General features: G+C 56.9%; 10 protein-coding genes and 1 pseudogene. All 11 read right to left on the bottom strand.

The window, feature by feature from the left end; all coding sequences use genetic code 11:
- Positions 1-79 precede the first annotated feature (79 nt).
- A complete protein-coding gene (locus AL01_RS09000; protein WP_077397218.1) occupies positions 80-1,312 on the bottom strand; it encodes an argininosuccinate synthase in 1,233 nt (410 codons plus the stop codon).
- A gap of 110 nt (positions 1,313-1,422) precedes the next feature.
- Positions 1,423-2,646, bottom strand: a complete 1,224-nt coding sequence (gene rlmN / locus AL01_RS08995; protein WP_077397217.1) for a 23S rRNA (adenine(2503)-C(2))-methyltransferase RlmN — start codon at positions 2,644-2,646, stop codon at positions 1,423-1,425.
- Between the two features lie 64 nt (positions 2,647-2,710).
- Positions 2,711-3,463, bottom strand: coding sequence for a TlyA family RNA methyltransferase (locus AL01_RS08990; protein WP_077397216.1), 753 nt, complete (start codon positions 3,461-3,463; stop codon positions 2,711-2,713).
- Positions 3,463-5,421 carry a 1-deoxy-D-xylulose-5-phosphate synthase gene (gene dxs, locus AL01_RS08985; RefSeq protein WP_077397215.1) on the bottom strand — a complete coding sequence of 653 codons (1,959 nt, stop codon included), beginning with the start codon at positions 5,419-5,421 and terminating at the stop codon, positions 3,463-3,465. Before dxs ends, AL01_RS08990 begins: the two co-directional genes overlap by 1 nt.
- A 6-nt stretch (positions 5,422-5,427) precedes the next feature.
- Positions 5,428-6,336: a polyprenyl synthetase family protein gene (locus tag AL01_RS08980; protein ID WP_077397235.1), complete on the bottom strand. Its 909-nt coding sequence runs from the start codon at positions 6,334-6,336 to the stop codon at positions 5,428-5,430.
- A gap of 167 nt (positions 6,337-6,503) precedes the next feature.
- Positions 6,504-6,752, bottom strand: a pseudogene (locus AL01_RS08975) (exodeoxyribonuclease VII small subunit); the annotation flags it as partial.
- A gap of 186 nt (positions 6,753-6,938) precedes the next feature.
- Positions 6,939-8,267 carry an NCS2 family permease gene (locus AL01_RS08965; RefSeq protein ID WP_077397234.1) on the bottom strand — a complete coding sequence of 443 codons (1,329 nt, stop codon included), beginning with the start codon at positions 8,265-8,267 and terminating at the stop codon, positions 6,939-6,941.
- A 33-nt stretch (positions 8,268-8,300) separates the two neighbouring features.
- Entirely contained in the window at positions 8,301-9,698 is a 1,398-nt protein-coding gene (locus tag AL01_RS08960; protein ID WP_077397212.1) for a glycosyltransferase family 2 protein, read from the bottom strand.
- Between the two features lie 3 nt (positions 9,699-9,701).
- Positions 9,702-11,504, bottom strand: coding sequence for a translation elongation factor 4 (gene lepA, locus AL01_RS08955; RefSeq protein WP_077397211.1), 1,803 nt, complete (start codon positions 11,502-11,504; stop codon positions 9,702-9,704).
- A 76-nt stretch (positions 11,505-11,580) separates the two neighbouring features.
- Positions 11,581-12,549: a peptidoglycan -binding protein gene (locus AL01_RS08950; RefSeq protein WP_077397210.1), complete on the bottom strand. Its 969-nt coding sequence runs from the start codon at positions 12,547-12,549 to the stop codon at positions 11,581-11,583.
- Positions 12,550-12,551: 2 nt separating this feature from the next.
- Positions 12,552-12,993: hypothetical protein (locus tag AL01_RS09415; protein ID WP_158075966.1), on the bottom strand; the 442-nt coding region annotated here is incomplete at its 5' end.

The following is a 12,993-nucleotide window of genomic DNA, read 5'->3' as shown; positions in this document are numbered from 1 at the left end:
GAGACGCCTCTTTGCAAACGGGAGAGAAGAGACAGACCTGCCGGGCTGTTACAGCCCAGCAGGGGATAAGGACGCGGGATCAGGGTGTGCCGCCGCGGCGTCCTTTATTGGCACCCAGTCGCAGGCGCAGGGCGTTCAGGCGGATGAAGCCCTGAGCATCGACCTGATTATAGGCACCTTCGTCATCCTCAAAGGTCACGACACGGGCATCGTATAGGCTGTCGGGGCTTTCACGGCCCACGCAGATGACATTACCCTTATAGAGCTTCAGGCGGACACGACCATTCACATGCTGCTGGCTACTGTCGATCAGTGCCTGTAGCATGTGGCGTTCCGGGGAGAACCACAGGCCGTTATAGATCAGCTCTGCATAGCGGGGCATGATGCTGTCCTTGAGGTGGGCAGCCTCACGATCCAGCGTGATGGATTCCATGGAACGGTGAGCCTGAAGCAGGATGGTCCCGCCCGGTGTTTCATAAATCCCACGGGACTTCATGCCGACAAAGCGGTTCTCTACGATGTCGAGACGGCCAATGCCGTTTGCTTTACCCAGCTCATTGAGGCGGGCGAGCAGGGTAGCCGGGGAGAGGGCTTCACCATTAATAGCCACCGGGTCGCCATGCTTGAAGTCAATGGTGATTTCGGTAGCTTTGTCCGGCGCAGCTTCCGGGGAAATGGTGCGCTGGAAGACGATCTCATCTGGCGGAAGGGAGGGATCTTCCAGAATCTTCCCTTCGGAAGAAGAATGCAGCAGGTTGGCATCCACGGAGAAGGGGGCTTCGCCGCGCTTGTCCTTGGTGACGGGAATCTGGTTCTTCTCGGCAAAGTCCAGCAGCTTGGTGCGGGATGTCAGGTCCCATTCACGCCACGGGGCGATGACCTTCACGTCTGGCTTCAGGGCGTAATAGGACAGCTCGAAGCGAACCTGATCGTTCCCTTTACCTGTTGCACCATGTGCCACGGCATCAGCCCCGACAGCCTCGGCAATCTCAATCTGACGCTTGGAGATCAGCGGGCGTGCGATGGAGGTGCCCAGCAGGTACTGACCCTCATAAACCGTGTTGGCCCGAAACATCGGGAAGACGTAATCCTTGACGAAGGTTTCCCGCAGGTCTTCGACAAAGATTTCTTTCACGCCGAGGGACTCAGCCTTGCGGCGTGCGGGCTCCAGCTCTTCACCCTGGCCGAGGTCGGCCGTGAAGGTCACAACTTCGCAGCCGTAATGCTCCTGAAGCCAGCGGAGAATGACGGATGTATCCAACCCACCGGAATAGGCTAGAACGACTTTTTTGATGCCTGAGGCTTTGCTCATGGTCGCTATGTATCCTCTGCTGAAAGACAGAACCAGATATCGTTAAGTTATTATGGTCTTGTAACATTTGTCAGACCATTGGGCCAGAGGCCCGCCCCGCAAGGGGAGGTTTATGCCTCCTTATTGCGTGATTCTGCTTGCCGCTTCCGTTCGCTCTGCGTCTTGAGCTGCCCACAGGCGGCGAGGATGTCCTTACCACGAGGCATACGGATGGGGGCCGCATAGCCGGCATCCATGATGATCTGGGCGAAACTAGCCAGACGCTCCCGTGTGGAAGGGCGGAAGTCCGATCCCGGCCACGGGTTGAAGGGAATGAGATTAACCTTGGCAGGCAGACCACGGATCAGCCGTACTAACTCCCTAGCCTCGGCATCACTGTCATTTACATCTTTAATCATGATGTATTCAAAAGTGATGCGGCGGGAATTGGAGGCTGCCGGGTAACGATGACAGGCAGCCATCAGCTCTTCAATCGGGTATTTCCTGTTCAGCGGGACCAGCTGGTCCCGCAGGTCATTGCGGACAGCATGGAGGGAAATGGCCAGATTGATGCCCAGCTCGTCCCCGCAACGGTCCATCATAGGTACGACACCTGAGGTCGAAAGCGTGATGCGCCGGCGGGAGAGGGCGATGCCTTCGCCATCCATGATGATTTTCATGGCTTTGGCGACATTTTCGTAATTATACAGTGGCTCCCCCATGCCCATCAGGACGATGGTGGAGAGCAGGCGGGGGGTGTCTCCCTTGGGGCTGGGCCATTCACCATAGCTGTCTCGTGCCGCCATGAACTGTCCGACAATCTCGGCAGCACCTAGGTTACGGACGAGCTTCTGCGTGCCTGTATGGCAGAAGGTGCACGATAGTGTGCAGCCTACCTGCGAGGAAATACAGACAGCCCCTCGGTCTTCCCGCCGGTCCGGAATATAGACAGTTTCGGCCTCCTGCCCGTCACGGAAGCGGAACAGGAATTTACGGGTATCATCCTTGGATGTCTGCTGGGTCGTCAGGCTGGGGCGGCCAACGATGAAGTGCTTCTCCAGCTTGGCTTGCAATGGCTTGGCGATTGTGGACATGCGGGAAAAATCCGTCACGCCCTGATGGTAAATCCAGTGCCAAAGTTGCTTGGCTCGGAAGGGCTTCTCGCCGATCTCGGTTAGGACCTCGGCCAGTTCTTCCCGGGATAGGCCGACCAGTTCACGCCGCCCGTCTTCCGTGACGGGTGTAGGCGGAGCAAAAAGGGCGGATTTAGCCTCAATGCGTTTGCGCTCGCTTTCATTGAGGGCATTTACGGCATCGGAGGAAACAGGGGAAGAAGAGGGCATCGGATGTGTCATGGGGCGGCTATAGCACGGGAACCCGTTTACGGGTCAGAAAAGTGATGGGGTGGAAAAGAATGACCTAGAGTGCGCCTTTACGGGCGGCAATGAGGAATTCTTTATTGCCTTCCGGCCCGGTGATCGGGCTGGGGACAATACCTAGGATAGTCCAGCCGGGCAGGGCAGCAAACCAGCCCCGGATTTCCTCGCAGACACGCTCATGCACGGCGGGGTCTCGCACAACGCCTTTGGGGCCGATGTCGGCTCGGCCCGCCTCGAATTGCGGCTTGATGAGGGCCACGGCCCATGCGCCATCCTTTGCCATGCTGAGAGCGGGAGCTAGAACGGTTTTAAGGCTAATGAAGCTGGCATCGCAGACAACAATGTCTGGGGCCTCTGGTACATGCTCGGTATTCAGATGGCGGGCATTGGTTTTTTCCAGCACGACCACCCGTTCATCAGAACGGATTTTCCATGCCAGCTGGCCATGCCCGACATCTACAGCATAGACCTTGGCTGCTCCGTTCTGGAGTAGAACATCGGTAAAGCCTCCCGTTGAGGCCCCGACATCCACGGCAATTTTACCCTCAGCAGAGAGAGGGAAATGTTCCAGTGCATGAGCCAGTTTCAGCCCCCCACGGGAGACCCAAGGGTGATCCTGCCCTTTCAGGGTTAGGGGCATGTCCTCGGCGAGCTGATCGCCTGCTTTTTTAACAGGCTTGTCACCATGCGGGCCAGCATAGACCAGCCCGGCCATAATGAGGGCTTGTGCCCGGCTGCGTGTTTCAACCAGTCCCCTTTCTACAAGGAGCTGATCCGCACGACGTTTGGCCATTAGGCCTCGGCCTTTCCATCAAGAGCTTTGAGGGCCAGGTCGGCAATATGATGCGCTGTCAGGCCAGCTTCCTCATACTGGGCGGCAGGTGTGTTATGGTCGATCCATGTATCAGGCAGGGCCATCGGACGGAAACGAACCTGATCCAGCAGACCGGTATTCGCCAAATGCTGCACGACTTGCGTGCTGAACCCACCCGGTGCGCCATCCTCAATAGTGATGAAGACCTTGTGCTGGCGGGCCAGCTGTTCGATCAGTGCTTCATCAACGGGCTTGGCAAAGCGGGCATCGGCCACAGTAACGGCGATACCGTGTTTCTCCAGCGTCTCAGCGGCTTTTAGGGCCTCATGCAGACGAGGACCAAGGGCGAGGATGGCCACGCCTTCCCCTTCGGAGGCACGCACGATACGGCCCTTGCCGATTTCCAGAATCTCGCCTTCTTCAGGGAGACTTAGGCCAAGGCCAGCTCCACGGGGATAGCGCAGGGCGATCGGTCCGCTGTCATGGGCCCATGCTGTGGCTGTCATATGGAGCAGTTCCAGCTCATCAGATGGCGCCATAACGGTCATGTTCGGCAGGCAGCAGAGATAGTTGAGGTCGAAAGACCCAGCATGGGTTGCCCCATCGGCACCGACCAGCCCGGCACGGTCCACAGCGAAGCGAACAGGCAGATTCTGGAGGGCCACATCATGCATGACCTGATCGTAGGCCCGCTGGAGGAATGTGGAATAGATGGCGCAGAACGGGCGCATTCCCTCGCTGGCGATACCGGCAGCAAAAGTTACGGCATGCTGTTCGGCGATGCCGACATCGAAATAACGGTCCGGATGCTGCTGGGCCATTCTGTCCAGCCCGGTACCAGAAGGCATGGCCGCTGTAATGGCAACGACCTTGTCATCCTGATTAGCCCGGTGGAGCAGCTCACGGGAGAAAACATCTGTATAGGTAGGCGGACCAGCGGGAGCTTTCTGCTGCTTGCCAGTTTCCACATCAAAACGGGCGACGGCGTGGTACTTATCACCAGCGGATTCGGCAGGCTTGTAGCCCCGACCTTTCTCGGTGATGACATGTAGCAGGACAGGCCCCTTATCCTCAGCATCCCGAAGATTACGCAGAATGGGGACAAGCTGGTTCATGTCGTGCCCATCTACGGGGCCGATGTAATAGAAGCCAAGCTCCTCAAACAGTGTGCCGCCGGTAATCATACCACGGGCATATTCCTCAGCCCGCTTGGCGGTGCGCTCAATGCGGGAGGGAAGCCGCTTGGCCAGCTTGCCAGCCATGTCCCGCAGGGTCAGGAAGCGGCGGGAGGTCATCAGGCGGCTGAGGTAATTGGACATAGCCCCAACGGGTGGCGCAATAGACATCTCATTGTCATTCAGGATGACGATGAGGCGTTCAGCCCCTTTGCCGCCCATGGCGCCGGCGTTGTTCATGGCTTCATAGGCCATACCAGCGGAGATGGACCCATCCCCAATGACGGAAATGACGTTCCGCTCCCGATAGGAAGGATGGTCTTCCGCGTAGAGGTGATGCGCTACAGCCATGCCCAGTCCGGCAGAGATGGACGTGGAGGAGTGCGCAGCACCGAAGGGGTCGTAGGGGCTTTCGGAACGGCGTGTAAAGCCGGAAAGACCACCGGGCTGGCGCAGCGTGCGGATTTGCTCGCGGCGACCGGTTAGAATTTTATGGGGGTAGGCCTGATGACCTACATCCCAGATTACCCGGTCATCCGGTGTGTTGAATACCGCATGAAGAGCCACTGTCAGCTCGACAACGCCGAGGGAGGCACCGAGATGCCCGCCCGTTGTTGAGACGGCATTGATGGTCTCCGAGCGGAGTTCTTCTGCCAGGGTGGTGAGCTGCTCGATGGACAGGTTTTTCATGTCCGCCGGTACGCTTACCCGATCCAGAAGAGGATAATGGCCCAGAGTAGGGATGGAGGAAGACGTGCTCATGAACAATCAGTTCCTGCGTTCAACGAAATAATCAGCGAGGGCACGGAGTGTCTCTGCTTGCGGGCCGAATGAAGAAAGGGATTGACGGGCCTGCTCGCTTAGACGCTGCGCTTCTTTTCGTGCGCCCTCAATGCCGAGCAGAGAGACATAGTTAGACTTGCAAGCGTCTTCATCCTTGCCTGCTGTCTTGCCCAGTTCCTCGGTGCTGGCCGTGGTGTCCAGAATATCGTCGGCTACCTGGAAGGCTGTGCCGAGGTCTGTACCATAGCGGATAATGGCCTCACGGCGTGGGTCATCAGCCTTGAGGCCAGCCAGAATGGCCCCGGCTTCTGCGGCGTAACGGATGAGGGCGCCGGTCTTCATGGCGTGTAGACGCTGAACTTTCTCCAGCGGAAGGGCCTTGCCCTCGCCACGGATATCAATGACCTGCCCGCCGACCATGCCTGCACTGCCAGAAGCACGGGCCAAGGCCAGAGCTAGATCGGCCCGGATGGCAGGGTCTTTGCTAGTGGCCTCTTCCAGTAGCACCTCAAAGGCGCTGGTCTGGAGGGCATCGCCCGCCAGAATGGCAAATGCCTCGTTGAATTTCTTATGTGTGGAGGGCTGGCCACGGCGGAGGTCATCATCGTCCATGGCGGGGAGGTCATCATGGACGAGAGAATAGGCGTGGAGAAACTCAACAGATGCGGCCACACGGAGGGCAGCCTCACGGGGGGCACCAAACAGGGCGGCGATTTCCAGCACGAGGAACCCACGCAGACGCTTGCCACCATTCAGGGCTGCATAGCGCATGGCCTCAATCAGCAAGGATTCATCCCCCGGCACGGGCGGCAGGAGAGCGTCAATACTGGCTTCAATGTCACGACAGGCCTGACGTAGGGCATCCTTGAGAGGGAGGGCGTGGCTGTCGGTCATGGAAGGGGTCTCCTTGGTGGTGGTCGGGGATGGCTGTGTATTAGGTGTCATTAGAATGGAATGTTATCATCCCAGGTTGGGGCGTAAGGGGCATCGTCTTGTGGCTTTTGCGTAGTCCGGGTGGGGGCTCTTCTACGGCGTGCCGGGATCGGCTTGTCCACTGTAGCCTCCAGCTCTTCCTCGGAGAGTGAACCATCCGCCTTCTGGACGATGGCTTTCACACGCATTTCTGCCTCCCCCAGTCGTTCTTCACAATGGCGGCGTAGAGCGGCACCACGCTCATAGGCAGAGATGGCATCTTCTAGCTTCATCTGGCCACTTTCCAGTCCCCGGACGATCTGTTCAAGCTCGGCCAAGGCACTTTCAAAAGAAAGCTGGTGCAGCGGTGTTGTCTGTGTCGTCATAGGGTCGGGCATGAACTATCCAGCCGGGGTTCAGATCATGAAACTTACAGGGCATTACAGGGATAAAGAGATTTTTTCCAGCCCTCATCCTGTTTGTTCGGAAACATCATGGAATGCCGTGATACTTTTCAGACGCACGGGCAACCCCATTTTAATGATTTCCTTCAAGGAAGGCAGGATGTTTGTCTTCCTGCTGCTCTAAAGCTGTCCCTGCAAAATCATGTAACAGAGAAAAGTGATATCAAGACCTACTATAATAGGTGTGACCTTATCAAAGGCCCGTCTGACCAGTAGAATAGCCGTATAAAGCAGCATGCTGCAAGCGAGAGCGAGCATGAAATTACCGGTGACGACCGTTAGCAGAAGCATACAGAGAGGGGGGAAGGCTTCCTCTAGCGTGTTGGAAAGTTCTGTCAGGTTACTGAGCATGATAATCCCGACAAAAATCAGCACTGGGGCTGTTGCCAATGCAGGAATGGCGGTGATCAGAGGCCAGAAGATGCAGGAAATGGCAAATAACAAGGCGACTATAAGGGCACTGAGACCCGTACGGCCACCAGCCTCGGCCCCCGTTAGGCTTTCCAGATAGGCGGAGACGGTACAGGTCCCCAGTAGTGCCCCAAGAATGCTGGCGACACCATCGGCGGTAAAGGCTCGGGGGTCGAGATCAGGACGTTCTTTGGTTCCGCAAAGCCCGGCTTGTCGGGTGACTGTTAGCATCGTGCCTGTAGCATCAAAAAAGTCGCTGAGCAGTATGTAGAGTGTGATGGGCAGAAGCAGGCCGAGATGATGGAAGAACTCTTTGAAATTGAAAGGTGCCAGCATGTGGACGGGATAATGGGGCCAGTCCATCAGATGGGCGGGGAGTTGGGTTAGGGGCTGTCCATCCGGGCCGGGAATAACAAGTCCGGCCACGGTCAGGAGCATGATGGTGATGAGCAACCCAGCAGGAATACGAAGAAGCTGAAGCAGGAGGCAGAGCATCACGCCTGCCAGAGCAAGGATGACGGAAGGCTGGGATAGGGAAGCAAAACCTAGCCCGTTAACGGATGGAACGGCGATTCCAGCGGAGATGAGACCAATGCGGGCAATAAAAGCACCGATGGCCACCTGAATGCCCAATATGATGCAGGGCGGAAAGCTTTGTATGATCTTTAGGCGAAGCCGAGTGAGGGAGAGCAGCGTGAAGCACAATCCGCTAAAAAGAACGACTGTAAAGGCCGTAGCGGGTGAGACATGAGCTTGTTGGACAATAACTTGAGCGAATAGGACATTACTGCTCATGGCCGGGGCGAGAGCAATGGGAAGCCGTACCCAGAGAGCCATGAGGAGGGTACCGGCGATGGCTCCGGCAATGGTGGTTATCACCATGTCATGGCGTATGAGACCGGCCCCCGCAAGGACAGCCGGGTTGACAGCCATGATATAGGCCATTGATCCAAAAATAGTCAGCCCGGCACTGACCTCACGCGGGATTGTCGAATGGCGCTGGGTGATCTGGAAGAAGCGGTCGAGGCAGGATCGGATCACAGCGTCATGTCTCACAGGATAGGGAGTGGTTTAGAGCTTCCAGTCATGGAAAAGCTGATAAAGTAGGGGCGAGAAGAGGGTTTGGGCCTCTTGCTTGGGCAGTTGGGCATAGAGCGCCCCGATGACTGATGGGGAGAGCCACCGGCTTTGCCGTATGGCTTCACGCAGTCCGGCCGCCGAGAAACCATGAATCGTGAAGAACTGGAGTGCCTTTTCCACCGGGTCTGGCCCGGAGGGTAGGGAGCTTTCCGTATGGATGAGGGTTACAGGCTCATCATCCGGTAGGGATAGCCCTGTTGGATAGAGGGATAGCCTGACAGCCTCATGATCCTCCCGCTGGAGGCGGACCGGGAGGCAGTCCAGCAAGGTCGGGAAATAGGTGAGTGTGGGGTTTGTTACTGGTAGGTAAGGCGCAGTGATAGGTTGCTCTGCATAGAGCCAGGCAAGATGTTCTGTCTGGGTGGAAGGGGCTTCCGGCCTGATGAGGCAGAGAGGGACAAACTCATCACCATCACGCAGCTCCTCAATGGGTTGGAAGCTGATTGTACGGCTACGATTGTCCATGACGAGTTTCTGCTCGCCACGGTGTAGATGGAATCGTTTGAAGCGGCGGGTCTTTTCGGGAAGTGACCCTTCCGGATGGGCTGGGGAGGACTGCCCATTCTGTATGGCGTAACAGGCACCGAGGATCAGCCCCTGTAGAATATGGGCACTGATATCTAGTGTTTTCGGTAGAAGAGCCTGTCCCCTATCGTAATATTGGTCATTGCGGTTGTAGTAACGGCGCATCTGCGGCGTGGGGCTGCTGGCGGCAGCGTCATGCAGGATGCGGGCCGTGGACCAGTCCGGTGTGTTCTGAACATAGGCAAAGGGGTCTGGCAGTCCTTGCCGCTGGTGAGCGGGACGAAAGAAAGACCGTGTTACCCGGCTATCTGGAAAGGCCTCGGAGGCATGGGTATGGAAAAGGGCTCTTGGATGGGCCATTTGCCCATCGAATATCTGGTTCGTCCATTTACCCAGCCCTGTCAGGCACCAGTTGATGGGAAGATGCGTGATCTGCTGGAAGGTCTTCGCTCCCAATCGAGCTTCCGTCTTGGCAAAAAAGGCCGATACGGAGCCGCCTTCTGGGAGGAAATATTCATCAACAGTTAGCTGGATAACCCAATCGAAATGGCCACCTTCCTGCCGAAGCATCTTTGTTAGGGCGTTCTGGTGGCGTTGCAGACGGTCCGTTTCCCGCTGGTCTGTGGCCAGTAGGCGGATGTCGTAATTGCGGGCAGCCTGTGTCAGAATCTCCTGACTGCCATCTGTGGAGTGATCGTCACAGATAAGCAGGGCAGAAAAGCCCGCCGCCACGTGGTGGGCGATCCACCAGCCAAGCCTGTTGGCCTCATTATGAATACAGAGCAGGGCAGCGGTCCGAGGCATGGGTCAGTCCATCTTTAGGGCAGCAAGGAAGGCACTCTGCGGGATCTCGACTTTGCCGAACTGCCGCATACGCTTTTTACCTTCCTTCTGCTTTTCCAACAGCTTGCGCTTACGGGAAATGTCACCACCATAACACTTGGCCGTCACATCCTTGGAGAGTGCCCCGAGTGTCTCACGGGCAATGACCTTGGAGCCGATGGAAGCCTGAATGGCGATCTTGAAGAGCTGACGGGGGATAAGGTCCTTCAGCTTAGCACAGATGGCTCGCCCGCGTGTTTCGGCCACAGTACGATGCGCAATGAAGGACAGGGCATCTACTGGCTCGTGATTCACGAGAATGGAGATGCGGACCAAGTCGCTCTCTTCGTAGCCATCCATTTGATACTCAAAGGAGGCATACCCCCGGGTGAGGGACTTCAGACGGTCATAGAAATCGAACACGACTTCATTCAGTGGCAGGCGATAGACGACCATGGCCCGGTCGCCAACATAGGTCAGGTCGATCTGCACACCACGGCGTTCGGTGCAGAGGGTGAGAACAGACCCCAGATACTCATCCCGTACGAGGATAGAGGCCTTGATCCACGGCTCTTCAATATAGTCGATCTTGCTGATCTCCGGCATGTCGGCCGGGTTGTGCAGTTCTTCCACATCGCCGTTATTCATGTGCATTTTATAAACGACAGAAGGGGCCGTAGCGATGAGGTCCAGATTGAACTCACGAGAGAGTCGTTCTTGGATGATTTCCAGATGCAGCAATCCAAGGAACCCGCAGCGGAAGCCGAAGCCGAGGGCCGCAGAGGTTTCTGCCTCGAAGTGGAAGGATGCATCATTCAGCCGCAGCTTGCCAAGGCTGGTCCGCAGCTTGTCGAAGTCATCCGCATCAACCGGGAAGAGACCACACCAGACCACCGGAACGGAGGGTTTGAAGCCGGGGAGGGCCTTTTCCGCCGGGCGGTTGTCCAGCGTGATGGTATCACCGACATTACAATCCGCTACGGTTTTAATGGCAGCGTTGATGTAACCCATCTCACCCGGCCCTAGGGACTCGACAGGCTGCATCTTAGGCAAGAACACACCGACCTGATCGACATGGTAGGTCGCTCCGGTCTGCATCATGCGGATCTTATCGCCCCGCTTCAGGCGGCCTTCTTTGATACGGACAAGGATGATGACGCCGAGATAGCTGTCGTACCAGCTGTCCACCAGCAGCCCTTGAAGGGGAGCTTCGGCATCACCCTTGGGGGCGGGCAGACGCTGGACGAGGGCTTCCAGCACGCCCTCAATGTTCAGGCCCGTCTTGGCACTAATCTCCACAGCATCATCCGCTGGGATGCCAACTACTTCCTCAATCTGAGCACGGACACGTTCTGGCTCGGCAGCCGGAAGGTCAATTTTGTTGAGAACGGGGACGATCTCATGGTTGGCATCAATCGCCTGATAGACGTTGGCCAGTGTCTGCGCCTCGACCCCTTGTGAGGCGTCCACGACCAGCAGCGACCCTTCGCAGGCCGCCAGAGAACGGCTGACCTCATAGGCGAAGTCCACATGGCCGGGTGTGTCCATGAGGTTGAGCGTATAGACGTTGCCATCCTTGGCGGGATAGGTCAGCCGGACGGTTTGGGCTTTGATGGTGATGCCACGTTCCTGCTCCAGCTCCATGGAATCAAGAACCTGCCCTTTCATTTCACGGGCAGTCAGGGCGCCGCAGGCTTCAATCAGCCGGTCCGCCAAGGTGGATTTACCATGGTCGATATGGGCAATGATGGAAAAGTTGCGGATGAGGTGAAGCGGTGTGTCGGTCATGACGCCCTAATTAAGTGATTCTGAAGGTTCTGTCAGTAGGTGGAGTGGCAGAGGCCCTCCACCACGGATGGTAGTGTTAGCGGTCTGTCAGGCGGAACTCGATCCGACGGTTGCGGGCCAGAGCTTCGGGGCTGGAGCCATTGTCTAGCGGCTGATAGCCGGAGAAGGCCGTAGCCGCAATGTGGTGTGGATTCACCCCGTTGACAATCAGCGTCTTGACGACCGTGATGGCCCGGGCGGATGAGAGCTCCCAGTTGCTTGGGAATGCAGAGCGGATGGGCTGTTTATCTGCATGGCCATCAACACGGAGAATCCACGGGACATCAGCCGGAATAGTAGCAGCGACCTCACGGAATGTCCGGGCCAACGTAAGAAGCCGCTTTTGGCCAGTGGGTGTCAGGGTAGCACTACCGCTGGGGAAAAGAATCTCGGACTGGAAGACAAACCGGTCGCCCACGATGGAAACCCCCGGCTGACTTTTCAGGATATCCCGTAGTCTACCGAAGAATTCAGAGCGATAACGCTGGAGCTGGTTGACCTTGTCTGCCAGAGCGATGTTGAGCTTCTGCCCCAGCTCGGTGATGCGGGCATCCTTGTCCGCCTCATTCTTTTTTTCAATTTCCAAAGCACTAGAAATAGCTTGAAGCTGGCGGGTCAGCTCGCTGATTTGCGAAGAGAGATCAGCAATATTGCCAAGCTGTGCCCCCTCGACTTCTTTGGCATGATTCTGTGCCGCTTCTAGCTGATGCTGTCGCTCATCCAGCTGGCTTTTCAGTGAGGCAACCATGTTGCGCTGTTCCTGCTCGGCATTACTGAGCGTTTTAACCTTCGCCTCGCTGAGGGAGAGCATGTCACTGAGGTGGGTCAGCTCCTGCTTTAGATTCGCTAGGGTATGCTCTCTCTGATTAATTGCCGCAGAAAGAAATTCCTGCCCCAGTACGAAGACTAGCAGCACGAACGTGACCACCATCAATAAGGAGGAGAGCGCATCCACATAACCTGGCCATGCGTTGATCGAGCCGGAGCGGTGACGGCGGCGGGCCATGATTAGCCCTCCTCATGCTGGGAGAGGAAAGAGGCCTTATCATCTCCCGCAAGCGTGACGATGTCGGTACGCAAACCAAGAAGCTGCCTTTCCATGTCCTGTAACAGCTGGGTTACGGCTGGGTCTTCAAACTGACGCTGGCTGATAGTGCTGTTCAGGGTTTTCATGGTGTCCAATGTTGCCTGATTCCCTTCTGCAATCTGTTGAAGGGCATTCTGGATCGGGGAGAAGTCCAGTGTAGGCGCAGCTTCCTGCCTGTTCTGGAGGCTAGCGTTGATTTCCGTCAGTTTTTCGAGGATGGCGGCCTGCCCTGTGCGGATGGCTTCATCCTGCTGATGGGTTTGTGCTTCCTGCCTGTTCTGGAGGCCAGCGTTGATTTCCGTTAGTTTTTCGAGGATGGCGGCCTGCCCTGTGCGGATGGCTTCATCCTGCTGATGGGTTTGT

The sequence above is a fragment of the Bombella intestini genome (assembly GCF_002003665.1).
Classification (GTDB): domain Bacteria; phylum Pseudomonadota; class Alphaproteobacteria; order Acetobacterales; family Acetobacteraceae; genus Bombella; species Bombella intestini.
This window is presented reverse-complemented; position numbering and strand designations above follow the sequence as displayed.

Coding starts and splice junctions, on each gene's coding strand:
- lepA (WP_077397211.1), bottom strand. CDS start 11,504: ATGACCGACACACCGCTTCACCTCATCCGCAACTTTTCCATCATTGCC.
- dxs (WP_077397215.1), bottom strand. CDS start 5,421: ATGAGCACGTCTTCCTCCATCCCTACTCTGGGCCATTATCCTCTTCTG.
- AL01_RS08980 (WP_077397235.1), bottom strand. CDS start 6,336: ATGACCGACAGCCACGCCCTCCCTCTCAAGGATGCCCTACGTCAGGCC.
- AL01_RS08990 (WP_077397216.1), bottom strand. CDS start 3,463: ATGGCCAAACGTCGTGCGGATCAGCTCCTTGTAGAAAGGGGACTGGTT.
- rlmN (WP_077397217.1), bottom strand. CDS start 2,646: ATGACACATCCGATGCCCTCTTCTTCCCCTGTTTCCTCCGATGCCGTA.
- AL01_RS08950 (WP_077397210.1), bottom strand. CDS start 12,549: ATGGCCCGCCGCCGTCACCGCTCCGGCTCGATCAACGCATGGCCAGGT.
- AL01_RS09000 (WP_077397218.1), bottom strand. CDS start 1,312: ATGAGCAAAGCCTCAGGCATCAAAAAAGTCGTTCTAGCCTATTCCGGT.
- AL01_RS08960 (WP_077397212.1), bottom strand. CDS start 9,698: ATGCCTCGGACCGCTGCCCTGCTCTGTATTCATAATGAGGCCAACAGG.